The organism is Kutzneria sp. 744 (assembly GCF_000568255.1).
Taxonomy (GTDB): Bacteria; Actinomycetota; Actinomycetes; order Mycobacteriales; family Pseudonocardiaceae; genus Kutzneria.
Genome location: NZ_KK037166.1, coordinates 11301961 through 11326763, shown reverse-complemented (window position 1 = coordinate 11326763; position 24803 = coordinate 11301961). Strand labels below are relative to the sequence as shown.

Annotated in this window: 22 protein-coding genes and 2 pseudogenes; 10 read left to right on the top strand and 14 right to left on the bottom strand. The window is 71.2% G+C overall.

The window, feature by feature from the left end; translation table 11 throughout:
• Positions 1-157: 157 nt before the first annotated feature.
• The gene (locus tag KUTG_RS65795; RefSeq protein ID WP_043727356.1) at positions 158-1096 is read left to right on the top strand and encodes a hypothetical protein; all 939 of its coding nucleotides are present in this window, start codon (positions 158-160) and stop codon (positions 1094-1096) included.
• Here the strand turns inward: KUTG_RS65795 and KUTG_RS51150 are convergent.
• Entirely contained in the window at positions 1083-1589 is a 507-nt protein-coding gene (locus tag KUTG_RS51150; RefSeq protein WP_043727354.1) for a GrpB family protein, read from the bottom strand. The two genes, KUTG_RS65795 and KUTG_RS51150, sit on opposite strands and share 14 nt — an antisense overlap.
• Positions 1586-2851, bottom strand: a complete 1266-nt coding sequence (locus KUTG_RS51145) for an MFS transporter (RefSeq protein ID WP_052396432.1) — start codon at positions 2849-2851, stop codon at positions 1586-1588. Before KUTG_RS51145 ends, KUTG_RS51150 begins: the two co-directional genes overlap by 4 nt.
• An 81-nt stretch (positions 2852-2932) precedes the next feature.
• Between KUTG_RS51145 and KUTG_RS51140 the strand changes: the two genes are divergently transcribed.
• From KUTG_RS51140 to KUTG_RS51130, 3 genes are all read left to right on the top strand, one after another.
• Positions 2933-3208, top strand: coding sequence for a YggT family protein (locus KUTG_RS51140; RefSeq protein WP_043727351.1), 276 nt, complete (start codon positions 2933-2935; stop codon positions 3206-3208).
• A 68-nt stretch (positions 3209-3276) separates the two neighbouring features.
• Positions 3277-3954 carry a hypothetical protein gene (locus KUTG_RS51135; RefSeq protein ID WP_043727348.1) on the top strand — a complete coding sequence of 226 codons (678 nt, stop codon included), beginning with the start codon at positions 3277-3279 and terminating at the stop codon, positions 3952-3954.
• Positions 3911-4147, top strand: coding sequence for an HNH endonuclease (locus tag KUTG_RS51130; RefSeq protein ID WP_043727346.1), 237 nt, complete (start codon positions 3911-3913; stop codon positions 4145-4147). Before KUTG_RS51135 ends, KUTG_RS51130 begins: the two co-directional genes overlap by 44 nt.
• Here KUTG_RS51130 and KUTG_RS51125 read toward each other — a convergent pair.
• Positions 4137-4703 (bottom strand): TetR family transcriptional regulator, encoded by a 567-nt coding sequence (locus KUTG_RS51125; protein ID WP_052396431.1) that lies wholly within the window; start codon positions 4701-4703, stop codon positions 4137-4139. The genes KUTG_RS51130 and KUTG_RS51125 overlap by 11 nt on opposite strands.
• A 65-nt stretch (positions 4704-4768) precedes the next feature.
• Between KUTG_RS51125 and KUTG_RS51120 the strand changes: the two genes are divergently transcribed.
• On the top strand, positions 4769-5662 hold the full coding sequence (locus KUTG_RS51120; RefSeq protein WP_043727343.1) for an oxidoreductase: 894 nt from the start codon (positions 4769-4771) through the stop codon (positions 5660-5662).
• A gap of 7 nt (positions 5663-5669) precedes the next feature.
• On the opposite strand, the gene KUTG_RS51115 is transcribed toward KUTG_RS51120, so the two are convergent.
• The 4 genes from KUTG_RS51115 to KUTG_RS51100 all read right to left on the bottom strand — a co-directional run bounded on the left by KUTG_RS51115 (position 5670) and on the right by KUTG_RS51100 (position 13031).
• Complete coding sequence (locus tag KUTG_RS51115) at positions 5670-8165, bottom strand: bifunctional lysylphosphatidylglycerol flippase/synthetase MprF (protein ID WP_084580832.1); 2496 nt, start codon at positions 8163-8165, stop codon at positions 5670-5672.
• 25 nt (positions 8166-8190) lie between these two features.
• A complete protein-coding gene (locus KUTG_RS51110; protein WP_043727342.1) occupies positions 8191-9378 on the bottom strand; it encodes a GNAT family N-acetyltransferase in 1188 nt (395 codons plus the stop codon).
• 31 nt (positions 9379-9409) lie between these two features.
• On the bottom strand, positions 9410-10123 hold the full coding sequence (locus tag KUTG_RS51105) for a DUF4333 domain-containing protein (RefSeq protein WP_043727340.1): 714 nt from the start codon (positions 10121-10123) through the stop codon (positions 9410-9412).
• A 145-nt stretch (positions 10124-10268) separates the two neighbouring features.
• Positions 10269-13031 (bottom strand): DEAD/DEAH box helicase, encoded by a 2763-nt coding sequence (locus KUTG_RS51100; protein ID WP_043727337.1) that lies wholly within the window; start codon positions 13029-13031, stop codon positions 10269-10271.
• A 92-nt stretch (positions 13032-13123) separates the two neighbouring features.
• Here KUTG_RS51100 and KUTG_RS51095 point away from each other — a divergent pair.
• Positions 13124-14701, top strand: a pseudogene (locus KUTG_RS51095) (bifunctional 3'-5' exonuclease/DNA polymerase); the annotation flags it as partial.
• 160 nt (positions 14702-14861) lie between these two features.
• Entirely contained in the window at positions 14862-15746 is an 885-nt protein-coding gene (locus KUTG_RS51090; RefSeq protein ID WP_232241388.1) for a Gfo/Idh/MocA family protein, read from the top strand.
• Between the two features lie 82 nt (positions 15747-15828).
• On the opposite strand, the gene KUTG_RS51085 is transcribed toward KUTG_RS51090, so the two are convergent.
• From KUTG_RS51085 to KUTG_RS51070, 4 genes are all read right to left on the bottom strand, one after another.
• Positions 15829-16425, bottom strand: coding sequence for a nitroreductase family protein (locus KUTG_RS51085; protein WP_232241565.1), 597 nt, complete (start codon positions 16423-16425; stop codon positions 15829-15831).
• An 80-nt stretch (positions 16426-16505) separates the two neighbouring features.
• Positions 16506-18329 carry a S8 family serine peptidase gene (locus KUTG_RS51080; protein ID WP_084580830.1) on the bottom strand — a complete coding sequence of 608 codons (1824 nt, stop codon included), beginning with the start codon at positions 18327-18329 and terminating at the stop codon, positions 16506-16508.
• 122 nt (positions 18330-18451) lie between these two features.
• Positions 18452-18913: a permease-like cell division protein FtsX gene (locus tag KUTG_RS51075; protein WP_043727332.1), complete on the bottom strand. Its 462-nt coding sequence runs from the start codon at positions 18911-18913 to the stop codon at positions 18452-18454.
• A 67-nt stretch (positions 18914-18980) separates the two neighbouring features.
• Positions 18981-19361, bottom strand: a complete 381-nt coding sequence (locus tag KUTG_RS51070) for a DUF302 domain-containing protein (protein WP_043727330.1) — start codon at positions 19359-19361, stop codon at positions 18981-18983.
• Between the two features lie 76 nt (positions 19362-19437).
• On the opposite strand from KUTG_RS51070, the gene KUTG_RS51065 reads away from it, so the two are divergent.
• From KUTG_RS51065 to KUTG_RS51055, 3 genes are read left to right on the top strand one after another with little or no spacing between them, the layout of a single operon-like run.
• Positions 19438-20556, top strand: coding sequence for a glycosyltransferase (locus KUTG_RS51065; protein ID WP_063753672.1), 1119 nt, complete (start codon positions 19438-19440; stop codon positions 20554-20556).
• A 29-nt stretch (positions 20557-20585) separates the two neighbouring features.
• On the top strand, positions 20586-21122 hold the full coding sequence (locus tag KUTG_RS51060) for a DinB family protein (protein ID WP_043727328.1): 537 nt from the start codon (positions 20586-20588) through the stop codon (positions 21120-21122).
• Entirely contained in the window at positions 21112-22041 is a 930-nt protein-coding gene (locus tag KUTG_RS51055) for a 5'-nucleotidase (protein WP_043727326.1), read from the top strand. The genes KUTG_RS51060 and KUTG_RS51055 overlap by 11 nt, the downstream gene beginning before the upstream one ends.
• Here the strand turns inward: KUTG_RS51055 and alc are convergent.
• From alc to KUTG_RS51040, 3 genes and pseudogenes are all read right to left on the bottom strand, one after another.
• Positions 22022-23131 carry an allantoicase gene (gene alc / locus KUTG_RS51050; protein WP_043727323.1) on the bottom strand — a complete coding sequence of 370 codons (1110 nt, stop codon included), beginning with the start codon at positions 23129-23131 and terminating at the stop codon, positions 22022-22024. The genes KUTG_RS51055 and alc overlap by 20 nt on opposite strands.
• Positions 23128-24457, bottom strand: a pseudogene (gene allB, locus KUTG_RS51045) (allantoinase AllB). Before allB ends, alc begins: the two are co-directional and overlap by 4 nt.
• Before the next feature lie 28 nt (positions 24458-24485).
• Positions 24486-24803: glycerate kinase (locus KUTG_RS51040; RefSeq protein ID WP_043727321.1), on the bottom strand; the 318-nt coding region annotated here is incomplete at its 5' end.

Below are 24803 nucleotides of genomic sequence, written 5' to 3'. Positions count from 1 at the left end.
AACGGTCGGCACCGCGAGCAGATATGGTCCCGGAGCAGGGTCGATCATGGCCGCGCACAGCGTCGCCTCGTTCCAACGCGACACCAGCGCATGACCACCGGCAAACAGTTCCTCGGCTTATACCGTTAAGCCGAGCCACCGTCGGGTACTCGTCCGTATGGACGGACGACTGGGGACGGGCGCGACGGTAGCGGTGCTGGTGGTGGCGCTGGCGGGGTGTGGAGGACGGACGCAGGCGGAGACGCCGGTGCAGCAGGCGAAGTTGCCACCGGCCACGAGCAGCGCCCCGACGACGACCACACCGCCACCGCCGCCGGAGTTGCCGATGGGCGGGAGGACGGTGTTTCCGCAGTACCGGGTGGTGGCGTACTACGGGACGGGAGGCACGCCGGCGCTGGGGGTGCTGGGGCAGGGGACGCCGGAAGAGGCGGCGGAGGCGATAGACAAGGCGGCACAAGGGTTCGCGACGCCGGATCGGAAGGTGCAGCCGGCGATGGAGTTCATCGCGACGGTGGCGGACGGGTATCCGGGGCCGGACGGGGCGTACAGCCACCAGGTGGCGAAGGAGAAGGTGCAGGAGTACCTGGACGTTGCGAGGAAGCACCACCAACTGTTCCTGCTGGACGTCCAACCGGGACAGAAGGACTTCATGCAGGCGGTGCAGCCGTACCAGGATCTGCTGGCGCAGCCGGATGTGGGACTGGCGCTGGACGCGGAGTGGCGGATGGAGCCGGGGCAGGTGCCGGGCAAGGTGATCGGGCACGTGGGGGCGGCGGAGGTGAACGGGGTGCTGGACTGGGTGGCGGAGCTGACGAAAAGCCGCGACCTGCCGCAGAAAGTCGTGCTGCTGCACATGTTCCGGGCGTCGATGATCCCGGATCTGACGGGGGTGGCGGAGCATCCGGAGCTGGCGCTGGTGCAGCACCTGGACGGCTTCGGGGGCGTGGAGACGAAGATGGACATCTACCACGCCATCGCGCAGCCGGGCAGGTTCCACATGGGGTTCAAGCTGTTCTACCAGCAGGACAAGCCGATGCTGGGACCGGAAGAGGTGCTCAGGATGACGCCGCTGCCGGAGTTCGTCAGCTATCAGTGATCTTGGCGGCGGTGGCGACGATGCGGGTGATGAACGCCGACTTGGCGGCGGTGTAGCCGGCGCGGTCGTCACGGAAGCGAGAGGCGAGGAAGTACTTGAGCTCGGCGTAGGCCCGGGCGGTGTCGGGGTGGGTGCGAAGGTAGTCGCGGAAGGCCAGCATCTGGGCGAAGTCGAGGTTGTCGGCGGTGCAGACGTACAGGTGGTGGGCGGGGGCGCCGGCGGGGGTGGTGAAGGCGTGCCGGCCGGTGACACCGAGGTCGCCCTCGTGGCTGTAGCCGAGCGGGGCGAGGCGGCCGATCACGGCGGGCAGGTGGCCGAGGGTGTCGACGACGGCGGTGAGGTCGATGACGTCCCTGGCGGCGAGGCCGGGCACGGCGGTGCTGCCGACGTGCTCGATGCGGTCGACGAGACCAGCCAGGGGCCCGACCAGGCCGTCCCGCAGGGAGGCGAACACGGAAGGCCAACGCCGGTCATAGGCGACGATCTCGATCACGGGGCGACCCGCAGCCGAGACACGAGCACGGCGCCGGCGACCATGACGGCGCCGATGGTGACCAGGCCCCACTGGCTGGAGCCGAACAGGTCGGTCATCCACCCGACCCAGTACGGCCCGAGGAAGCCGGACAGGTTGCCGATGGAGTTGATCACGCCGATGCCGGCGGCCACGGCGGCGCCGGACAGGAAGGCCGACGGCAGCGTCCAGAAGCACGGGAAGGCGGCCATCACACCGATCGCGCACGCGCACAGCCCCACGTAGCCGAGCCACGGGGCGGAGGTCAGGAAGGCGGACACGGCCAGCACTACGCCGCCGACGGCCATCGGGGCCAGGGTGTAGGCCACAGGTCGCCCGATCCGGTCACAGCGACGCCCCCACCAGACCATGGCGATCGCCCCGATGGCGTAAGGCAGCGCGGTCAGCAGGGTGACGGGCAGGTTGGCCAGCCCGAGTGACGTCTTGAGGATGGTCGGCATCCAGAACCCGAGCCCGTACAGGCCGAACGCGATGGCGAAGTACACCAGCCCCAGGGCGATCACCCGAGGATGCAGGACGGCCCGTCGCACGGGCATCGCCGGCACCGCGGCGTCCTCGCGGGCCAAGGTCGAGGTGATCCACTCCCGTTCCTCGGCACTGAGCCACCGGGCGTCGGCCGGACGGTTGGGCAGCAGCCACAGCAGCAGCACGCCGAGCAGGATCGACGGAACGCCCTCCAGCAGGAACAGCCACCGCCAGCCGGGCAGGCCGCCGACACCGTCCAGTCCCAGCAGTAAGCCGCCGAGCGGCGCGCCGATGGCCGTGGACAGCGGCACGGCGATCATGAACAGGCCGGTCACCGTGGCCCGCCGCGCCGCCGGGAACCAGTAGCCCAGGTAGAGGATCATGCCGGGGAAGAAGCCGGCCTCGGCCACCCCGAGCAGGAAACGCAGCACGAAGAAGCTGGTCTCGCCCTGGATCGCCGCGCAGGCCGAGGCCACGATCCCCCACACGACCATGATCCGCGCCATCCACACCCGCGCCCCGACCCGGTGCAGGATCAGGTTGCTCGGCGCGTCCAGCAGCACGTAGCCGACGAACAGCAGCCCGGCGCCCAGCCCGTACGCCGTCGCCGACAGCCCGAGCTGCTTGTTCATGGTCAACGCCGCCACGGACAGGTTGGTCCGGTCCAGGTAGGCGAAGAAGTAGCACACGGCCATCAGCGGGACCAGTCGCCAGGTCGCCCTGGCCAGGACCCGCTCCCCCACGTCGCCGGAGATCACGCGCTGAGCGTATCGACAGGTTCGGCACGGACACTTCCCCACCGGTCCGGACGTTGTCCGTATTGAGACGAAGGAGACGAGATGGGCCTGCTCGGAACGCTGCTCGGCTTCGTGGTGACGCTGTTCATCCTGCTGCTGATCTTCCGGATGATCCTGGACTGGGTGTCGCTCGCCGGTCGCGGTCCGTACTGGACGGTCCGCGCGCGCCGGCTGGCGCACGCCGGCACCGAGCCGGTGATCGCGCCGGTCCGCCGGGTGATGCCGCCGATACGGGCCGGCGGCATCGGCATCGACCTGGCGTTCACGGTGGTGTTCGTGGCGGCGCTGATCCTGCGCGGCATCCTGTTCAGCCTGTGACCGCCACGATGCGGTGAGAGGCGGCGAGAGCCGCCGATCGGCCGGCCGCGCTGCACTACGCTCCCCCGGTGAACTCGAAGGCTGAGCGGCGGAGCTGGCTCGAACACCATCACACCCGGGCGTACGAGATCGCCACGAGGATCACTCGAATGGTGAGCGGCACCCGCGATCCCGCGGACCTCACCTTCCTCGAGGACCTCATGATCGAGTACGTGGCTCCGTGGCGCAACTCGACCGCCGTGCACCAGCTGGCCGAGGTCATCATGGACGAGATGTTCCTGTTCGACAGGAACGGGCCGTACGTCGAGCACGTCGACGACGCGGGCCGGCGCCGGCGGTATCTGCCGGTGGACGTCCTGATGCAGTCGCACCGGATACGGGGCGGCGAGATGTTCACGGTGCCCGAGCCGTTCGGCCAGAACGTCCGGTCGATCAGCCGGGTCCGGCCCGGTGACGACCGGAAGGATCCGATCGTCGAGGCCTGCCACGCGCACTACATCGGGCTGTCGGACAGCGAGGACTACCGGGAGCTGACCGAGTACCTGTGCGACGAGGTGTTCCGCATCATCTTCCCGAACCGGTTGTTGCTCGCGCGGATCCACGAGCTCCTCGCGCCACGGGTCGCCGCCCTGCCGGTCGACCACCTGCGGGAGGCCCCCGGGCGCCGGCATCTTCGTGCTGCCGGACGGCTCGATCAGGCGGATGTCGCCGCCGGAGCACTTCCTGCGGGCGGTGTTCTTCCGTGACCTCGGCCGCTGCGTGCACTGCGAGCGGCGGGTGGAGGGCATCTTCGAGTCCGTCATGCCGATGGCCAACTTCGAGTTCATGGTGTCGCCCGACGAAGGCGGCCTGCAGGACTACACGAACCTGCAACTGGTGTGCGGGAACTGCTTTCCGACCCCGCCCGAGCAGTACGTGCCGCGCCTGTTCAGCGTGTGACGGCGAGGCCCTGGTCGAGCAGGGCCAGCGCCTCCGTGACGTGCTCGGCGCAGTGCGAGTCGGGAGTGGTCAGCCAGCTCTCGATGGCGACGCGCAGCGCGGCGTAGGTGGCGGCCACGAGCAGACGCGTGCGCAGGACCTGCTGCGGGGTCGGATCGGCCGGCAGGAGCTTGTCGACAAGTTGATGCTCCTGCTCGACGGTCCGCTCCAGGAAGGTAGCGCGCAGGGCGGGGGCGCGGGCGAGGAGCTCCTGCACGCGGCGGAAGCGCTCGTGGTCGCCGTCGATGGTGGCGATGACAGCCTCGGCCAGGGTCGGGGCGGTGTCGACGGCATCGAGGAGCCGGGCGAACTCCTCGTCGTGCACGGCGAGCAGCACGCCTTCCTTGGCGGTGAAGTACCGGAAGAAGGTGCGAGGCGAGACGTCGGCGGCGGCGGCGATCTCCTCGACGGTGGCGGCCTCGAAGCCCTTGGCCTCGAACAGCGCCAGCGCGGCGTCCACCAGGGCGGACCTGGTCTGCTGCTTCTTGCGCTCGCGCAGCCCGCACAGCTTGGTCACGGCGTCAGCCTACCGGAACAAAGTGTCATTTGACGCCAAGTGGCAGGCTGTGCCACTTTTGAGGCATGACCTCCTGGCGCACTGCCGACATGCCCGACCTCACCGGCAAGACGGCGCTGGTGACCGGCTCGAACAGCGGCATCGGCTTTCAGGCCGTGCTGGGCCTGGCTGAGCACGGCACTCACGTGCTGCTGGCCGCCCGCAATCCGGAGCGCGGCGAGAAGGCGGTCGCGGCGGCGAAGGCCAAACTGCCGAACGCTCGCATCGACCTGGTCCACCTGGATCTGGCCGACCTCGGCAACGTGCGGGAGACGGCGAAGGCGGTCCTGGCCGAGCACGAGCACCTGGACTTCCTGATCAACAACGCCGGCGAGAAGGTGGTGCCCGAGCGGCGCACCACCAAGGACGGCTTCGAGGCCCAGTTCGGCACCAACCACCTCGGCCACTTCGCCCTGACCGGCCTGCTGCTGCCGGCCCTGCGCGAGGGGGCGCGGGTCGTGACGATCACCAGCGCCTCGCACCGGTTCAACGACTTCGACATCGACGACCCGCAGCAGGAGCGGGCCTACAAGCCGATGCGCGCGTACGGCCGCTCCAAGCTGGCCAACATGATCTTCACCCTGGAGCTGGACCGCCGCCTCGGCGGCACCGGGATCGCCAGCCACGCCGCCCATCCCGGCTTCGCCGTCGATCCCGAGATCGGCCTGGGCAACCCCGTGCTGGACGTGCTGTCCAAGCCGATGGTGCAGGACATGGCCGGCGGCGCGCTGCCCACGCTGTACGCAGCGACGGCGCCGAACCTGCCCGGCGGCAGCCTCATCGGTCCGGGAAACCTGTTGCGCACCAAGGGATCGCCGCGCATCGAGAAGCCCTCCCCCAAGGCCACCGACCCGCGTCTGGGCCGCCGCCTGTGGGAACTGTCGGAAGAGCTGACCGACGTGCGGTACCTCAGTTCTTGAGCCTGCCCTAGTTCTTGAGCAACTTCGTCACCAGCCGCAGCCCCTGCCGCGCCGTGAGGTGCGGCAGGTAGGCGCGGCCGATGGCGTTGCCGATCGACGGCAGCGCCGAGGAGTCCGGATACGCCATGAACAGCGGCCGGTACTCGGGCTGGAATTTCGCCTTGAACGACAGCAGCGACCGGAACCCGTACACCGGCTCCAGCGCCTTGCCGGTGATGTCCAGGATCCGTTGCAGCGAGGACACTTCCTCGCCGCGGTCCAGGCGGGCCAGCGGCGCGCCGGACAGGCTGAGGAACCGGGCGCCCTCCTCCTTCAGCGTCATCGCCGCCGAGGCGATCATGAACTCGGTGACGCCGCGGAAGCCGGCCCCGCGCCGCCGCATGAAGTCCAGGGTCCAGCCGACGGCCTCGCCGTCCTCGAACACGGGCAGCCAGCTGGTGACGCCGTGCACGGTCCGGTCGGCGTCCACCGCGATCAGGCAGCGCACCGACCGGTCGTCGAGCTCGTCGAGGCCGCCGAGGGTGAAGCCCATCTCGGGCATTCCCTTGTCCGCCACCCATTCCTCGGAGATGGCCCGCACCTGGTCGCTGATGGCCAGCGGCGCGTCCGGATAGGACAGCCACTCGGCGGCGATGCCCTCCTTGCCGGCCTTGTTCAGTGCCGTGCGCACGTCCTGCCACTTCTTGCCGGTGAACTCCAGGTCCGCCAACGCGACCACGGTGTCCTCGGCCACCTGCACGGCCCGCCAGCCCAGGCCGACGGCCGCGTCCCGTACCCGGTCGGTCACGCTGTACAGGCACGGCGTCCAGCCGTTGTCGGCGCAGAACCGTTGGAAGCCGGCAACGACGTCTCGGTGCAGGTCGGGATCGCCGAGCGGGCCGCCCGTGGTCAACGCGACCGTGGCCGAGACGCGGTAGGCCAGCGCGGCCTGGCGGCAGGGCGTGAACCAGTACTGGTTGCCCGGCCATGTCGTCATGTACGCCAGCGAGGAGCCGCCGTTGTGCTCCATCAGCTTGCGGGCCGCCACGGTGGCCTCGGCGTCCTGCACCGGCCTGGCCCGCCAGAAGCTGATCAGCAGCCCGATCAGCAGCACCACCCAGAACACCGCGCCGGTGTACTCCCACACCAGGATGGCCAGGCTGCCGGTGGGCAGGAAGTCGATGTCGGTCAGCAGGGCATAGCCGGGCGGCAGGTAGCGGGACGGCAGGTCGGTCAGCAGCAGGGACAGGTCCGGCATCGGCTTGAAGTGGGCGCGGTCCAGGTAGCCGATGCCGATGTACGCGGCCGAGGTGAGCACGAAAGCCACCAGCAGGCCGGCCGCGAGCCGGCGGTAGGTGCGCTTCGGGGCGGTCACCGTGAACACGCGGCGGGTGCCGAGCAGCAGCCCGCACACCGCGAACGGCAGCACGATCGGCGCGATGTTGGGGATGACGTCGCTGAAGTTGGTCTCGCCGTACAGGTAGCCGGTGACGAACGCCACGCAGCCCAGGCCCAGCATCAGGTTGAAGACCAGCGCAAGCCACCACGCGAAGCGCCGCCCCCGGCGCAGCCCCTCGGCCACGGCGAGCAGCAGCAGCGCCGGCCCGATCGACGTGATGGCGGAGCCGATGCCGGTGCCGAGCGTCTCGGCGGTGACCACGCGGCAGTTCACGGTGTCCTGCAAGCCGTTCGCGCAGTACTCGGCGACGTCGCCGGCGTCCAGCGCCGGTGAGGCGAACATGTACTGGAGCAGCCCGAGCGGGCCGTTGGCGGTCTTGGAGAACAGGGTGGCCACCGGCCCGAGCGCGGTCGCCGCGACCAGCAGCGCGGTCAGGACCTTGGTCTCCGAGCGGGATGAGGCGTTGATGGCGACGCGGGCCGGGCGGCCCAGCACGGTCAGCCCGATGACCAAGCCGACCAGGCCGGCGAACAGCCGCACCACGTCCTGGACCGTCCCGGAGTACAGCACCATCACGGCCGCGCCGACCAGCAGGAACAGCCGCAGCCGGCGACGCCACATGGCGCCCAGCTGCCCGCTCAGCGCCAGCCCGAGGCCGACGATGCCCGGCGACAGGCCAAGCGTGGTGTCGGCGACGATCTCCGAGGTCCACGGCTCACCGGTCAGCGAGACCAGCCACACCAGCGGGATCGCCACCAGCACGCCGCCGACCTGGCTGGCCAACAGCACCAGCATGCTGCGCCCTGCCCCGAGCCGTCGCTCGGCCGGCACGCCGATGCCCAGCAGCAGCACGGTGGTGGCCAGGTAGCCGGTGAGGTCGAAGCACCACATGCCGTTGGTGACGACCGTCCACAAGCGACCGCCGGCCAGGTCGTCCCAGGACACCGCGACCACGTCGAACAGGTTGTCCGGCGGCCCGGCGGGCAGGCTGCCGGTGACGATCGCGGTCAGCCACAGCAGTCCGAGCAGGCCGATGGTGAAGGGGGCACGCCTGAGTGCGGCCAGCGCACGGGTCGGTCCCAGGTAGCGATCGACGCTGTGCCGCCAGCCGGCGAGCGTGGTCATGGAGCTCCAGCCAGAAGAAAGATCGTCAGAAGTACGTGCCGCACCAGGGGGCGCGGTCGAGCAGGAACAGCTGGTCCGCGGCGGGCAGCGCGGCCTCGTCGAGCACCTCGACCAGGCCGGCCGCCGCGTACTGGCTTATGGGGCGGTCGCCGAGATAGGCCGCGCCCAGGTCGGCCACGCCCAGCCGGAGCTGCGCGTCCCGGTCGGTGCGCTCGGCGCCGTCCGGGCCGATCCGGTAGCGGCCGCTGTTGGCCGGGAGTAAATCGTCCACCACCTCGATGACCACCGGCTCGGCGTCGCCGTAGACGCGCGCGGCCAGCGCCGCCGGCACGTCGACCAGGCGCAGCCAGGTCTCGTCCTCGTAATCCGAGTAGTGCACGGCTCTCGGATCGACCAGCAACAGCTCCAGGTCCTCGTCCACGGGACGTCCGTCGAACTCCGCGTGCCGCACGAGATCGATGCCCAGCAGGAACTTCAGCAGCGTGGCCCGCGCGGCCGGGGTGGCGGCGAACATGTGCCTCACCTTCATCGCGTACGCGTAGGTCTCGCCCGGAATCTCCTTCACCCCGTACGCCGCGAAGCCGTCCTCGTGCACCACCAGGCCCGGGCTGCCGTTCTGGCGGTGCAGGACCATGTGCCAGAAGCCGTCGGACATGATGATGCCGCCAGGGTGGGCCGTGCCGAAGCGCCGCAGCAGCTCCGGCATCAGCCGCCTGATCTCTTCCTTGTCCTGCACCAGCCGGACGTCGCCGGCCACCGGCGCGCGGTCGTGCAGGCGCGCCTTGGCGAAGTCCAGCTTCGTGGTGCGGGACCGGGTGGCGACGCCGTAGCCGTAGCGACGGTAGATCACGCCCTCGGTCGCCCGCAGGGTGGCGATCGGCGCGGACGTGCCCTCCAGGTGCGCCCGCATGATCGCGCTCAGCAGGCCGCGCCGGGTGCGGTCGGAGCGCACACCGACCCGGCTGACGGCGTCCATCGGCACGACCCTGCCGCCGGGCAGCGCGATCACGCTGCCGTTGGCGGTCAGCGTGCCGATGACCCCCGAGTCGTCGTACGCGCCCAGCACCGTCGCCCGGTCGAACGAGCCGTACGCGAGCGGCCAGTCCTCGTCGCTGGGTGGGTTGCCGTGCAGGCACCGCCGGAACAGGCCGAGGGCGGCACGCAGCTCCTCCTCGCCGCTGAGGGTGCGGATGTCGAACGGCGGCGTGGTCATGATGCGACTCTACTGAGGGCGGGCGAGCAGATTATTGCGGCTGCCCGACCTCGTAGTGGCCGTCGTCGCTCTTCACGGTGATCTGGACGTTCTTCTGCGCGCCGTCCACGGTCACCTGGCAGGTGAAGGTGGTGCCGGTCTTGACCGGCTCGTTGTCGGGGCACTTCACGTCGCTGGCCTTGAGCTTGTAGTCGTTGGTCAGCACGCCGGTGACGCCCTGCTCGACCTTGGCGGTGTCGAACACCTTCTTGGTGAACACGCCGGCCACCAGCAGCACGACCACGACGATCACGATCAGCACGGCCACCACGACGATGCCGATGACCAGGCCCTTGCGGTTGCCGGCCTTGGGTGCGGGCGCGCCGGGGAAGCCGGGGCCGCCGAACTGGCCGGGCTGCTGCCCCCACTGCGGCTGGCCGGGCGCGGGCTGCTGGCCCCACTGGGCGGTCTGCTGCGCCGGCTGGCCGTAGGGGTTGAAGCCGGGCTGCTGGGGCTGCTGCTGGGGGTAGCCGGGCTGGCCGCCGTACGGGTTGGGCTGCTCGTACTGGCCGGGCTGCTGGTACTGGCCGGGCTGCTGCTGGGGTTGCTGCGGCTGGCCGTACGGGTTCGACGCGGGGGGCTGCTGGCCCCACTGCGGCTGCTGGGCCGGAAAGCCACCGGACGGTGTGCCGGGGTACCCACCCTGGGGCTGCTGGCCCCACTGTTGCGGGTCGTTGCCCCCGGACGGTCCGTACGGGCTGGTCATTGTTGCCTCCGTGCTCTGCTGAACTCCGACATCCGGCCGCTAAGCCGCGATCAAACCACAGGCCGCCACCACCGCGCGGCCGACCTGGGTAATCCCGTGTCGCCCCCGCAGGCTGCCACCAACGGGGCGGCCGCGAATCCGCCGTTCAGAGGGTGCCCATCGCCACCACCCCGCGGCGCAGGGCCTTGACCGCCTCCGCCGCGGTCGCGCCGACCGGCTCGGACCGGCCGACCACCTCCTTGAGCTGGTCGAGCAGGTCGATCACCTGCCGGCACCAGCGCACGAAGTCGCCGGCCGAGATCTCCTGGCCGTTCGTCTCGGCCGCGGTGAGGACCTTTTCCAGGGACTCGCCGCGCGCCCAGCGGTACACCGGCCAGGCGAAACCGGTGTCGGGCTGGCGGGTGCGGTCCAGCTTGTGGCGGCGCTCGTCGTCCTCGATGGACGACCACAGGCGCATGGTCTCCTGCATCGCCGTGGCCACCTCGGGCGTGGGCAGCCGCGGGTCCATGGGGCCGTCGCGGCGGGCCTCGAACACCAGCGAGGACACCACCGCCGCCAGCTCCGGCGTCGTCAGGCTCTCCCACACGCCCTGGCGCAGGCACTCGGCCGCCAGCAGGTCCGACTCGCTGTACAGGCGGGCCAGGCGGCTGCCGTTCGGGGTGACGCCGTCGCCGTCGGAGGCCAGGTAGCCGCGCTCGCGCAGCAGGCTGCGGATCCGGTCGAACGCCCGGGCCAGGGAGTGCGTGGTCGAGGCGACCTGGCGCTCCACGCGCTCGGTCTCGGCCAGCAGCCGGTGGTAGCGCTCGGCCCAGCGGGCGTGCGCCTCCCGGTCGTCGCAGCCGTGGCACGGGTGGGCGCGCATGGCCCGGCGCAGGGTCGCGAGCTCGGCGTCGTCATGGACGTCGCCCTTGCCGCGGCGGCCTTCGCGGTGCGGCGGCCGGATGCCCGTGTCGCGGAGGCCGTTGGCCAGGTCGCGGCGGATGCGCGGGGACCGCCAGTCGACGTTCTTGGGCAGCCTCATCCGGCCGAGCGCCACCACCGGGGCCGGGAAGTCGGCCACCGACAGCGTGCCGGCCCAGCGGTCCTCGGTCAGCACGAACGGCCGGGGCTCGCCCAGCGGGTCCAGGCCCGGGTCGATCACCACGGCGATGCCCGAGCGGCGGCCCGAGGGCACCGCGATGACGTCGCCCTTGCGCAGCTTCTCCAGCGACTCGGCGGCCGCCGCGCGGCGGCTGGCGCTGTTCTGCCGGGACAGCGCCTTCTCCCGGTCGGTGAGCTTGCGGCGCAGCTCGGCGTACTCGGCGAAGTCGCCGAGGTGGCAGGTCATGGACTCGGCGTAGCCGGCCAGCGCCTCCTTGCCGCGCTCGATGCGGCGGGCCAGGCCCACCACCGAGCGGTCGGCCTGGAACTGGGCGAAGGACTGCTCCAGCATCTCCCGGGCCGCCTGGGCCCCGAGCTGCTGCACCAGGTTGACGGCCATGTTGTAGCCGGGGCGGAAGCTGGAGCGCAGCGGGTAGGTGCGGGTGGAGGCCAGGCCGCCGACCTGCTTGGGATCGATGCCCGGCTGCCACACCACGACGGCGTGGCCCTCGATGTCGATGCCGCGGCGCCCGGCCCGACCGGTGAGCTGGGTGTACTCCCCCGGCGTGAGGTCGACGTGGGCCTCGCCGTTGTACTTGACGAGCTTCTCCAGCACGACCGTGCGCGCCGGCATGTTGATGCCCAGCGCCAGCGTCTCGGTGGCGAACACGACCTTGACCAGGCCGCGCACGAACAGCTCCTCGACCGTCTCCTTGAACGCCGGCAGCAGGCCCGCGTGGTGGCTGGCGATGCCCCGCTCCAGGGCCTCTCGCCACTCCCAGTAGCCGAGCACCATGAGGTCGCCCTCGGGCAGGTCCTTGGTGCGCTCGTCGATGATGCCGCGGATGACGTCGACGTCCTCCGGCGCCGTCAGCCGCATGCCGGCCCGCACGCACTGCGTGACGGCGGCCTCGCAGCCGGCCCGGCTGAACACGAAGTCGATCGCCGGCAGCAGGCCGGCCTGCTCCAGCCGGCTCACCACGTCCACCCGTGACGGCGGGCGGAAGCGCGGTCCGCTGTCGCGGGCCCGTGACGCGCGGGGGCCGCGGCCGTGGCTGAACGGCACGTGGTGGCGGCCCATCTCCTCGGCCCGGCGCAGCAGCTGCGGGTTGATCCGGGCCTCGTCGGCGCCGTCGTCAGCGAACAGGTCGACCACCCGGCCGCCCAGCAACATGTGCTGCCACAGCGGCACCGGGCGGTGCTCGTCCACCACGACCGTGGTGTCGCCGCGGACCTCGACCAGCCACTCGCCGAACTCCTCGGCGTTGCTGACCGTCGCCGACAGGCCCACCACCTTCACCGACTCCGGCAGGTGCAGGATCACCTCCTCCCACACCGCCCCGCGGAACCGGTCGGCCAGGTAGTGGATCTCGTCCATCACCACGAAGGCCAGGTTGTGCAGGGCCGAGGAGCCCGCGTACAGCATGTTGCGGAGCACCTCGGTGGTCATCACCACGATCGGCGCGTCGCCGTTGATCGAGGAGTCGCCGGTCAGCAGGCCCACCTTGTCGGCGCCGTAGCGCGCGGTCAGGTCGGCGAACTTCTGGTTGGACAGGGCCTTGATCGGCGTCGTGTAGAAGCACTTGCCGCCCTTGCCCAGCGCGAGGTGCACGGCGAACTCGCCGACCACCGTCTTGCCCGCGCCGGTGGGGGCGCAGACCAGCACCCCGTGGCCGTCCTCCAGGGCCTCGCAAGCCTGGCGCTGGAACGGGTCGAGCTCGAAGGAGAGCACCGAGACGAAGTCGGTCAACCGGGGCCGGGCGGCACGGCGCTTGGACGCCGCGTACGCCTCGGCCGGGGACCGGCCCGGGGTTGCGCTGGAAGCCACGACTCCAGAGTTTCATACCCGGCTGACAATTGCGTCCAAGATCTATATGGGCGCGTCCCGAAACTGTCAGACCACCTTGTCAAGATGTACCTGTGCGGGTTGCCGTGGTGCCCATCGACGCAGGTGGGGCGTTGCTTCAGGAGCTGACCGAAGACGGTGAGCCCCTCGGCGGCGCGCGTCAGGTGGGCGATCTCGTGGCGGCCGTGGCCGAGCTGGAGCGGACGGGCCCGCGATGGGTGTGGGCGCACACGATGGACATCTATCCCCGACTGCTGGCGGCCGGGGTGCGGGTGGAGCGCTGTCACGACGTCGAGCTGGCCGAGACGCTGCTGCTGGGCTACATCGGACGGTGGGGCGGGCCGCGGAGCGTGCCGGCGGCGTGGGCGCGGATGACCGGCGGGCCGGTGCCGGCCGACCGGCCGCCCCGATCCCCCGACGTCCAGCCGACCCTGTTCGAGGCGGAGCAGCCGCCGGATCCGCTGGGTGGGGCGGATCCGATGGACGTCCTGGTGGCCGTGCACCGTGATCAGCTACGGCGGATCGGGGAGACGGCGCTGCCGGGGCGGTTCCGACTGCTGGTGGCGGCGGAGTCGGCAGGTGCGCTGGCGGCGGCGGAGATGCGGCACGCGGGGCTGCCGTGGCGGGCCGACGTGCACTCGGCGCTGCTCACGGAGATGTTGGGGGCGCGTCAGGCCTACGGTGTGCCGCCGCGCAAGCTGAGCGACCTGTCGGAGCGGATCGGCGCGGCACTGGGCGATCACCGGCTGCATCCCGACTCGCCGGCCGAGGTGCTCAAGGCGTTCGCCCGGGCCGGGATCCGGCTGCCGTCCACCCGGTCGTGGGTGCTCAAGGAAGTGGATCACCCGGCGGTGCCGCTGCTGCTGGAGTACAAGGAGCTGTACCGGATCTACACCGCACACGGCTGGTCGTGGCTGGCGGCCTGGGTGCACGACGGCCGCTTCCGGCCCGAGTACGTGCCGGGCGGGGTGGTGTCGGGCCGGTGGGCCACGCGGGGCGGCGGGGCGCTGCAGATCCACAAGCGGGTGCGACGGGCGGCGATCGCCGATCCGGGGTGGGTGCTCGTGGTGGCCGACGCCGGGCAGCTGGAGCCGCGGGTGCTGGCGGCGCTGGCCGGTGACGACAAGCTGGCCCGGGCCGGCAGCTCCGGCGACCTGTACCGGGCGCTGGCCGACGAGGCCTTCGGGGGCGACCGGCCGCGGGCCAAGATCGGCATGCTGGCCGCGCTGTACGGGCAGACCAGCGGCGAGGCCGGGGCGCTGGTGGCCGCGCTGCGACGGCAGTTCCCCCGGGCCGTGGACTACGTGGAGAAAGCCGCCCAGGTCGGCGAGTCCGGCGGGCTGGTGCGGTCGTGGCTGGGGCGGACCTGTCCCCCGGCGACCTCGGGCTGGACCGGCGGCTCGCTGGATCCCGACCCGGTGGAGGAGGTCTCCGACTCCGGGGCGCGCAACCGGGCGCGGGGGCGGTTCACCCGCAACTTCGTGGTGCAGGCCAGCGCCGCCGACTGGGCGTTGGCGCTGCTGGCCACGCTGCGTCCGGCGCTGACCGGGATCGGCGTCGAGGGGTCGCGGCCGGAGCTGGTGTTCTTCCAGCACGACGAGGTGATCGTGCACTGCCGGGCCTCCGACGCCGACGAGGTCGTCGCCGTGCTGGAACAGGCGGCCGAGACGGCCGGACGGGTCGTGTTCGGGGACACTCCGGCCCGGTTTTCCGCTGGATATCGCGGCCGTCGAGTGCTACGCCGACGCGAAATAGGAGGATGCGAGGGTGACAGAAACACCTATTCGGCTCGGAGTCATCGGTCTCGGCGTGATGGGCGGTCGGACCTTCGGCCAGGCCCTCCAGCACCCCGACTTCGTCGTGGCCCGGGCCGCCGACGCCAACCCGTCCGTCGTCTCGGCCCTGAGCGCGGAGCATCCCTCGGTGGAGTTCGTGCCGGCGGACGAGGTGATGACCGGCGTGGACGCGATCTACGTGGCGACTCCCCCGGCCGCGCACGCTCGGTACGCATTGCCGGCGTTGCGGGCCGGCGTGGCCGTGTTCTGCGAGAAGCCGTTGGCTGTTGACCTGGCCGAGGGTCGGGCGATGGCCGCCGCCGGTGGCGTGACGGCCGTGAACTTCCCGCTGTCGGACACGAACGGGACGCTGTACCTGGAGAAGGCCGTCCCGGAGGCCGGCCAGCTGCTCGGCGTGGACGTGCGGATGACGTTCCCGCAGTGGCCGCGGCCGTTCCAGGCGCCGGCGGCATGGGTCGGCGAGCGGGCCGAGGGCGGTTTCATCCGGGAAGTGTTCTCCCACTTCGCGTACCTCACCGACCACCTGGTCGGGCCGATCTCGGCCGAGCGGGCCACTGTGGACTATCCGGCCTCTGGCAGCGAGGTCGCGGCCCGGGGTCTGCTGCGGGCCGGTGAGGTTCCCGTGCAGGTGTCCGGGTACGCCAACGTCGCCGCGCCGGAACACTACGAGTGGACCCTGTGGGGTTCCAAGCGGTCGTTCCGGCTGACGAACTGGGCCCAGCTGTCCACTTCGGACGGTGGCCCCTGGACTCCGGTCGAGCTCGACGGCGACGGCACCGGGGCGGAGACCACCCGGCTTTCCCGTTTCGCGCAGGCCATTCGCGGCTCGCGGCCGGCCAACCTCGCCGACTTCGCCGACGCGCTACGGGTTCAGGAGGTGGTCGAGGCCTTCTACGCGTAGACCTCACCAGCAGCTAGCGGTGCACGACTTCGCCGACGCGCTGGGGATTCAGGTAGTGGTCGAGGCCCTCCACGCGTAGACCTCACCAGCGGCCGCGGTGCACGACCTCGTCGAGCGGGCGCCGGACCCTCTTGCGTGCGGACACATCCCCGTACTGCTTGGCGTCCGGCGCCTCGTGGCCCAGCAGCGCCACGCCGATCGGGTGGTAGTCGGCCGGGATGCCCAGCAGCCGCCGGAGCAACGCCGGCTGCGGGCCGATGAACGCCGCCGCCACGCCCTCGTTCACCGCGGCCAGCAGCAACAGCATCTGCGCTGCCCCGCCGTCGGTGAACCAGTACGGCGTGTGCCACAGCTCGTCCTCCGTGGTGTCGCCCACCACGGCCATCTTGTCCGACTCCCGGTACCGGGACTTGTACATCTCGGCGCTCACGCAGATGACGATGTGCACCCGCGCCTGGGCCACGAAGTTCTTCATGCCGACCTTGGCCAGCATCTCCTCGCCCTCGCCGGCCAGCTCCAGCCGCGTCGCCTCGTCCGTCACCACGACGAACTCCACGCCCTGGCTGTACCCCGCGCTCGGCCCCCGCCGCGCGGTGTCCAGGATCCGCTCCACCACCTCCGGCGCCACCGGCTCGTCCGTGAACGACCGAACCATCCTGCGCCGCCGCACCGCGTCCATGAACTCCACGCCTGCGACCGTACCGGCGCCGGACATGGCTGAGGGGTGTTCGGGCACCCGGACACCCTCACAGTCATCGACTAGATGGCGCTGAGCACGCCGGCGCCCCAGCCGTCGCCGTCACGGTGAACGGCGCGGGCCTTGAGGACGAACGTCAGCAGCTCGGGCGAGATCCAGCGGCCGCCGAACTCCTGGCGGGTCAGGGCGGCGACACCGGCGGAGCTCGGGGTGGCGGCGGAGGTGCCGTAGAAGCGGCAGTCGCCGGGCTTGACCGAGGGGCAGGTGCCGGAGCCGAACGGGCCGACGCCGCTGACGGAGACGCCGTCGGTGGCGGTGTAGGTCGGCGCGGAGAAGGTCCTGGCGTGGCCACCGGGGACGCCCTGGCACGGGCCGATTCCCTTGCCGGGGCAGCGGGTGGTGGTGATGATCTGCACGGGACCGGCGGCGCTGTAGGCCTCCAGCGGGCTGGTCTTGGGGTCGGTCGCGGTGGTGGCGTCGGTGGCCCCGGCGCTGGTGGCGTAGCCCAGGTAGTTGGAGTCCGGGTTCAGCGAGCCGGCGCGGTCGACGGGGTCGAGGGTCTGGACCCCGGCGGACAGGGCGCGCCACCGGAGGTCGAGGGTCGGCACGGCACGGGCCGAGGAAGTGCCGGCCACGTCGACGACGAGCCGTGCGGGCTGGGCGACGCCGGTCTCGTTGGTGTACGTGAACTGCTCCAGCGTGTCGCCGACACCGTTGGCCTGCTTGGCATTGCTGTACGCCAGGCAGTTGCCGGCGGCGTCGACCAGGTACAGGTTCAGGTCGGTGAAGCCGCCCTGGCCGGTGGTCGGGTAGATGGCCCGCGGCTCGCTCCACTGCAGGGTCGGCATGACCGAGGCGCCGGGCAGCAGGTTGAGGTTGTACGAGTTGTCCGTGCCACGCAGGTTGACGGTGTTGTGGATCGGCGTGGGGCAGTTGGTCTGTGCGCCGGTCTGGTCGTCGGGCGTGCGGCCGGTGCCCTTGGCCGCGACGCGCGGGGCGTGCCGGGTGCCGAGGTTGCCGGCCGAGGAGGAGACCCAGATGCCGTGCTTGGCCAGGTTCTCGGCCGTCGTGGCGCCCAGGCCCTGCTGGAAGGCGGGCTCGTCGTCGAAGGCGAGGTCCTCGGTGATGATGGTGGCGCCGTTGGCCGCGAGGTCGTGGAAGCCCTTGACGTAGTCGGCCAGGGTCTCGCCGCTGGTGGCGTACATGAGCTTCGCGTCGGGGGCGAGGTCGTGGACGATCTCCATCATCGCCGTGCCCTCGTCGTTGTCGTAGTCGGCCTGGCTGAGGATCTTGGTGTCGGGCGGCAGCTCGCCACGGGCGATGGACTCGGCCACGTGGTCGGCGTCGCCGGACATGACGCCGACGGTCTGGCCCTTGCCGGTCAGGCCGTGCTTCTGGGCGATGTCGGCCTTGTGCAGCTTGACGCCCTCAGCCGTGTTGGGGCCGACGTCGGTCACCGGCCGGATGCTCGGCCGCAGGGTGGACACCCACGGCAGCGCGGCGACGGCGTTGAGCTTGTCGGCCGGCACCACGGTGCTGACCAGGCCGGCGGCGGGCAGTTCGGCGCCCGGCACGTCGGCCAGCTTGGCCGCGTTGGTCTTCACGGTCACGCCCAGCGACCGGAGCTGGTTCTCCTGGTCGGTGGTGACCGGGCCGTCGGCGAACACCTGGACGCCGATGCCGGCCTGGTCCATCTCCACCGCGTGGGCGTTCAGCCTGCCGGCCGTGGCCGGTCCCAGCCGGGACACCTGGTCGGCCTGCTGTCTGAGCATCGACGGGATCTTGTACGACGAATCCGGCGCGGCCGTCGCCGTGGCTCCCGTCACCGCGAGCAACGGAGCCACCAGCGCGACACCGGCCGCGAGCGCGCGTAACCGACCTGTCATTTTCCCTCCTCAGGGCCCGTAGAACAGGTCACTCTAGGAGGAAACGACTTATCGGACACCGGCCGTTCGGCGGGTGTACAGCGCGAATCGGACGTGGGATGACGATCGGTTCCGACGAACGGTCAGTGCTGGAGTTCGCTGCAGATCAGGCGGTGGATCTCCGACGGCGGCGGGAACTGCTGGGTCAGGGTGTCCCCCAGCGCGCCGGCCGACACGCCGGCCTTGGGCCGCACCTTCACCAGCGCCGGCATCGCGTCCACCCTGGCCGTCTTCAGCACGTCGGGCTGGTCGGCGAACATGCGGATGAAGTCGGCGTAGGACTGCTGTTTGGTCTGTGTGGTCACGGATTCCACGTCCTGGTGCGTGGCCAGCACCTGGGCCTGGATCTTGGGTAACTCGGCGTCGTCGTGGAGGTAGATGTCCACCTCGTCGGGCTGCGCGCACTGCTGCTGGGCCGCCGCCTGGTTCTGGGCCTGGGTCGTCATCGTGGACCACACCAGCAGGCCCACCCCGATCACTGCCACCACACCGAGGACGAGCGCCGTCACCGTGTACTTCTTCCGCACGGTGGTCAACTCTTCCACGCCGCTCCGGCGATTACCCCTGCGGCATCAGGCGATCACTCATGTCGACCCGGGCGATCGCGCCCCGTCACTGCCCCGCGGCTTCGGCCGCCACCGACTCCAGCAGCTCCGCCATGCGGTCCAGGGTTTCCTTGTGCTCGGCCAGGTCGTACTCGCCGGCCAGTTCCCTCGGGTCGTGGTGGCCGACGAAGGCCTGCTGCGGCTCGTCCTCCCACACCAGCATGCGCAGCGGCAGGTCCAGCCCCACCCTCGGGTCGGCCGCCATGAGCCCGGTGCCCGCCTTCGGGTTGCCGAAGACCAGCACGTCGATCGCCGGCAGCCGCAGGTCCGCCTGCCGCGCGTGGGCCGCGTGGTCGATGTGGGCGAAGATCGTCAGCTCCCGCCGTTCCAGCGCGGCGATCAGGCGGGACACGGTGGATCTCTGGCCGAGGGTGCTCTTCCGGATCATCACGCGCCCAGTCAACACCCCTGCTCCCGGTCTGTCGCGGCCGGCAAAACGGTCATGATCGGCAATACTCGCCCGCGTGCTGATCGTGACCGGGGTGGCGGCGCTGGCGTGGGTGTACCTCCTGCTGGCGCACGGTGGGTTCTGGCGAACGACGCAACGGCTGCCGGCCGGCGGGCCGGTGGATCGATGGCCGGCCGTCGTGGCGGTGGTGCCGGCGCGGGACGAGGCGGAGATCCTGGGCCTGACCCTGCCGACGCTGCTGGGGCAGGACTACCCGGGGCCGTTCCGGGTGGTGCTGGTGGACGACGCCAGCACGGACGGCACGTCGCAGGCGGCGCGGGCGGTGGGCACGGGGCGGCTGGACATCGTCCGCAGCGACGGGCCCCCGCCGGGCTGGGCGGGCAAGGTGGCGGCGATGCAGACGGGGGTCAACAACGCCAGCGACGGCGAGTACCTGCTGTTCACGGATGCGGACATCGCGCACCCGGCGGACGGGGTGCGCAAGCTGGTGGCGGCAGCAGTGGCCGACGACCGGGCCCTGGTGTCGCAGATGGCGTTGCTGCGCACGGAAACGTGGTGGGAACGGCTGATCGTGCCGGCCTTCGTCTACTTCTTCAGCCTGCTGTTCCCGTTCGGCCGGGTGAACGACCCGCGGTCACGGGTGGGAGCCGCGGCGGGCGGCTGCATGCTGGTGCGGCAGGAGGCGCTGGAGCGGGCCGGCGGCCTGGCGGCGATCAAGGACGCGCTGATCGACGACGTGGCGTTGGGGCAGCTGTTGAAGGGCGCCGGTCACCGGACGTGGCTGGGGCTGTCGACGTCGATCACCAGCCGGCGGCCGTATCCAAGGCTGGCGGACCTGTGGAACATGGTGGCTCGCTCGGCCTACACGCAGCTGAGGACATCACCGCTGCTGCTGGCCGGGTGTGTGCTGGGGCTGCTGCTGATCTTCGTGGTGCCGCCGCTGGCCGTCGCCGTCGGGCCGATGGACGTGCGGGTGCTGGGCCTGCTGGCCTGGGTGATCATGGCGGCGACGTACGGGCCGATGCTGCGGATGTACCGGCTGCCGTTGTGGCTGGCCCCGGCACTGCCGGCGGTGGCGGTGCTGTACACGGCGATGACCGTCGACTCGGCGCGGCGGCACTGGCTGGGGCGGGGCGGCGCCTGGAAGGGACGCACCGCGAAAACCTGCCAGTAGTTGTCAGTCTTGTAGGTGAGGATGGGCCCATGGCAATGCTGATGACTCCCCCGACCGGCACCGACGAACGGGCCGCCCTGCTGACGTTCCTGGCCAGCCAGCGGGACGCGCTGATCGCCGCCGTGCAGGGACTCACCGACGCCGACGCGGGCAAGACCTCCACGGCCAGCGCCCTGTCCCCGCTCGCGCTGCTCCGGCACGCCCGCCGCACCGAGCGCCGCTGGGTGCTGGCCGGCCTCGACGGTCAGGACCTGCCCGGCGAGTGGCCGCCCGCGGACTGGTCGAAGGAGTTCGTGCTCGACGCCGACGACACCATCGCCGCCTGCGTCGCGGCCTACCGCGAGACCGCGCGGGGCACGGAGGAGATCGTCAACGCCCTGCCATCGCTGGACGTCCCGTGCCGCAACGCGCAGGCCACGGAGTTCAATGCCCGCTGGATCCTGCTGCACCTGATCGAGGAGACCGCCCGCCACGCCGGCCACGCCGACATCATCCGCGAGTCACTGGACGGCACGACCGCCCCGGCGCTGATCGACCTGCTCAACGCGGCCGAACATGGCCTATGACCTCGGAACCCGGTTGGTGGTGGGCATCGCGTCCAGCGCCCTGTTCGACCTGACCGAGTCGGACGCCGTGTTCCGTCAGGAGGGCGAGCAGGCCTACCGCGGCTATCAGCAGGAGCACCTGGCCGTGCCGCTACGGCCCGGCACGGCCTTCCCGTTCGTGCGCCGCCTGCTCTCGCTGAACGACATCAGCCCGGCTGGCGACCCGCTGGTCGAGGCGATCGTGTTGTCGCAGAACGATCCCGACACGGGACTGCGGGTGATGCGGTCGGTCGAACACCACGGGCTGGACATCACCCGGGCGGTCTTCAGCCAGGGCCGGGCGCCGTACCGGTTCATGCCGGCGCTGAACATGTCGCTGTTCCTGTCGGCCAACGAAACCGATGTGCGCCAAGCGGTCGCGATGAGACTGCCGGCCGGCCGGGTGCTCGACGCCGCCTTCGCCGACGATCCCGAGGACCGGGATCTGCGGGTGGCCTTCGACTTCGACGGCATCCTGGCCGACGACGCCTCCGACCAGGTGTGGCAGACGCAGGGCCTGCCGGCGTTCCAGGGCCACGAGGTCGCCAACATGGTCACCCCTCACGAACCCGGGCCGCTCAGGGACTTCCTCGCCGGCCTGCACCGCATCCAGCAACGCGAGGAGCAGCACGGCGGCGAGCATCCCGGCTATCACCGCCGGCTCCGCATCTCCCTCGTAACGGCTCGCAGCGCGCCTGCGCACGAGCGGGCCGTGACCAGCCTCAAGCAGTGGGGTGTCATGGTCAACGATGCCTTTTTCCTTGGCGGCGTGGACAAAGCCGGCGTGCTGGACGTGCTCCGCCCGCACATCTTCTTCGACGATCAGCCTAAGAACCTCACCTCTCGGCACGTTCCCGGCGTGCACGTGCCGTTCGGCGTGATCAACGAACCAGCCGGCTGAGGACGTGCGGCAGGGGCTGGTCGGCGTCCAGCGGGCGGGCGTCGACGACGGCCTTGTTGTCGAAGACGGTCATGGCGTGATCGGCCGGGAGGGCGTTGAACCAGCGGCGTAGCAAGGACGAACGGCCGCGTTCGGTGGGGGCGCCGGTCAAGCGGAGGCGGGCCATGCCGCCGTCGGGGAAGACGTCCAAACGCACGTGCTGTACGGGACGGTCGACATCCAGCACGAGGCGGTGGCGGGTGTCGGGCTGCAACCTGGTGCGGGGCAACAGCTCGAACCACGCGGAGGGGTCGTCGACGCGGTCGGCGCAGCCGCTCAGGGAGGCCCAGCCGGGGGCGTTTCCCTTGAAGTGACTGGTATCGACCTCGGCGATGGACAGCACGCCCTCGGCCGCCAAGCGCAGCAGCACCCAGTCGTTGCCGTCGTCACGGCGGCGGGCGGTCTCCCAGCCGTCGCCCATCACGGCGGCGAGGCCAGGCGAAATCAGGTTGGTGGGCTTGGAGTAGAAGACGTTGCTGGCGTCGAGGACCTCGCCGCCGTTCTCCAACGCGGCCAGGTCGACGGTGCCGATCAACAGCCGGGGGTCGGCCACGGGCTCGCCGTGCACGCGGAGACGGGCGACACCGCCGTCGGGGTAGATGGTGAGCCGGACGTGGGTCCAGCGGCGGTCGGAGTCGACGTCGAAGACGTTCTCGGAGTCGCCGGCCAGCTTGGCCCGCGACACGATGGTGTGCCAGGAGGCGGCGGCCAGCTCCTCGCCGCTGGGGTAGCCCTCCAGCGCGCACGCCTCGACGGACGCCTCGGGCGGGTAGTTGCCCTTGAAGAACGCCGTGTCGACGATGACCCCGCGCACGATGCCGGCCACGCCGAGCCGGATGATCGCCTGGTCCACGCCCGGCTCCCGGCGCCGGCGGGTCTCCCAGCCGTCGTAGACCTGGCCCTTGTGGCCGAAGGTGTAGGTCTGGAACACGGGCGGTTCCGGCTTGATCAGGTTCTCCCGCTCGGCGAAGAACTCGTCGTTCGCCCAGGGCACCCCGCCGCCCAGCCGGCGAGAGGCGAGATCGGGAAGCGTGGTCCAAGCCGGGCTCATGAATCTCCTCTGGTGAGTAGTTGTCCGAACGGCTGGTCGCCGGCGATGCTGCGGCCGCGCAGCCAGGTGGCGCGCACGACGCCGGTGAGATCGCGGCCGTGATATGGCGTGACGGGGTTGCGGTGGGCCAGCTTGTGCACGTCGACGGTGAACGGCTGGTCCGGGGCGAACATGCTCAGGTCGGCATCGGCGCCGACAGCAATGCGGCCCTTGCGTGCGAATCCCGCGAGCAAGGCGGGTTTCGTGGCCATCCACGACACGACCTGGGACAGGTCGAAGCCGCGGCGGCGGGCCTCGGTCCAGACGGCCGGCAGCCCGAGCTGGAGGCTGGCCACGCCGCCCCACGCGTGCCCGAAGTCGCCGGTGTCCAAGCGCTTGAGGTCCTCGGTGCACGGCGAGTGGTCGCTGACCACGAAGTCGATCACGCCGTCGGCCAGGCCCCGCCACAGGGCGTCGCGGTTGGCGTCCTCGCGGATCGGCGGGCAGCACTTGAACTGGGTGGCGCCGTCGGGGATGTCCTCGGCGGTGAAGCACAGGTAGTGCGGGCAGGTCTCGGCGGTGATGCGCAGGCCCTCGGCCTTGGCGTCGGCGATCAGCGGCAGCGCGTCGGCCGAGGACAGGTGCAGGATGTGCACGCGGGCCCCGGTCCGGCGGGCCAGCGCGATCACGGCCTTGATCGCCTCGTTCTCGGCCCGGCGCGGCCGGGAGGCCAGGAAGTCACGGTAGCGGCGGCCGCACGAGGGCGGCGCGGCGTCGATGACCTCGGCGTCCTCCGCGTGCACGATCATCAGGGCGTCGAGGTCCCGCAGCACCCGCAGCGCGTCGGCCAGCTCGAAATGGGTCAGCGGCGGGGAACTCCGGGACGCCGGAGTCGAGCAGGAAGCACTTGAAGCCGAACACCCCGGCCTCGTGCAGCGGGGGCAGCGAGGCCAGGTTGCCGGGCACCGCGCCACCCCAGAAGCCGACATCGACGTGGACCCGGCCGGCCGCCGCCTTGCGCTTGACCTGCAACGCGTCCGGGTCGACGGTCGGCGGCAGGCTGTTGAGCGGCATGTCGACGATCGTCGTGACGCCGCCGGCCGCGGCCGCGCGGGTGGCGGTGTCGAAGCCCTCCCACTCGCTGCGGCCGGGATCGTTGACGTGCACGTGCGTGTCGACCAGGCCCGGCAGCAGCACCTCGTCGTCGTCGAGCCAGACCGTGGCCTCCGACGGCAGCGAGGCGCCCATCGGCTCGACCGCGGCGATACGCCCGTCACGGACGCCGACCTCGACCGCCTCGACGCCGTTCGGCGTGACCGCCCGCCGCGCCACCAACGTCAGATCCATTGTGGACATAGATCCTCCTCGGCCCCGCTCAGCAGCATAGGTGATCTCTCACGATGCGCTCCGCGGTCCGCTCCAGCAAGGGGCCCGGTCGAGCCCGGCACCGGGCCGGGTCGGGTTCGAGGTCGGTCAGCGCGTAGGCGGCGCTGATCCCGGTCCCGACCAGGTCCTCGGCCGTCAGCGAGCAGACGCCGGCCACGGCCACCACCGGCACTCCCCCGGCCGCCCGCGCGACGCCGACCGGGGCCTTGCCGCGCAGCGACTGGGCGTCGAGGGAGCCCTCGCCCGTGATGACAAGGGCGGCGTCGTGCACGGCGTCACCGAATCCGAGCAGGTCGAGCAGCACGTC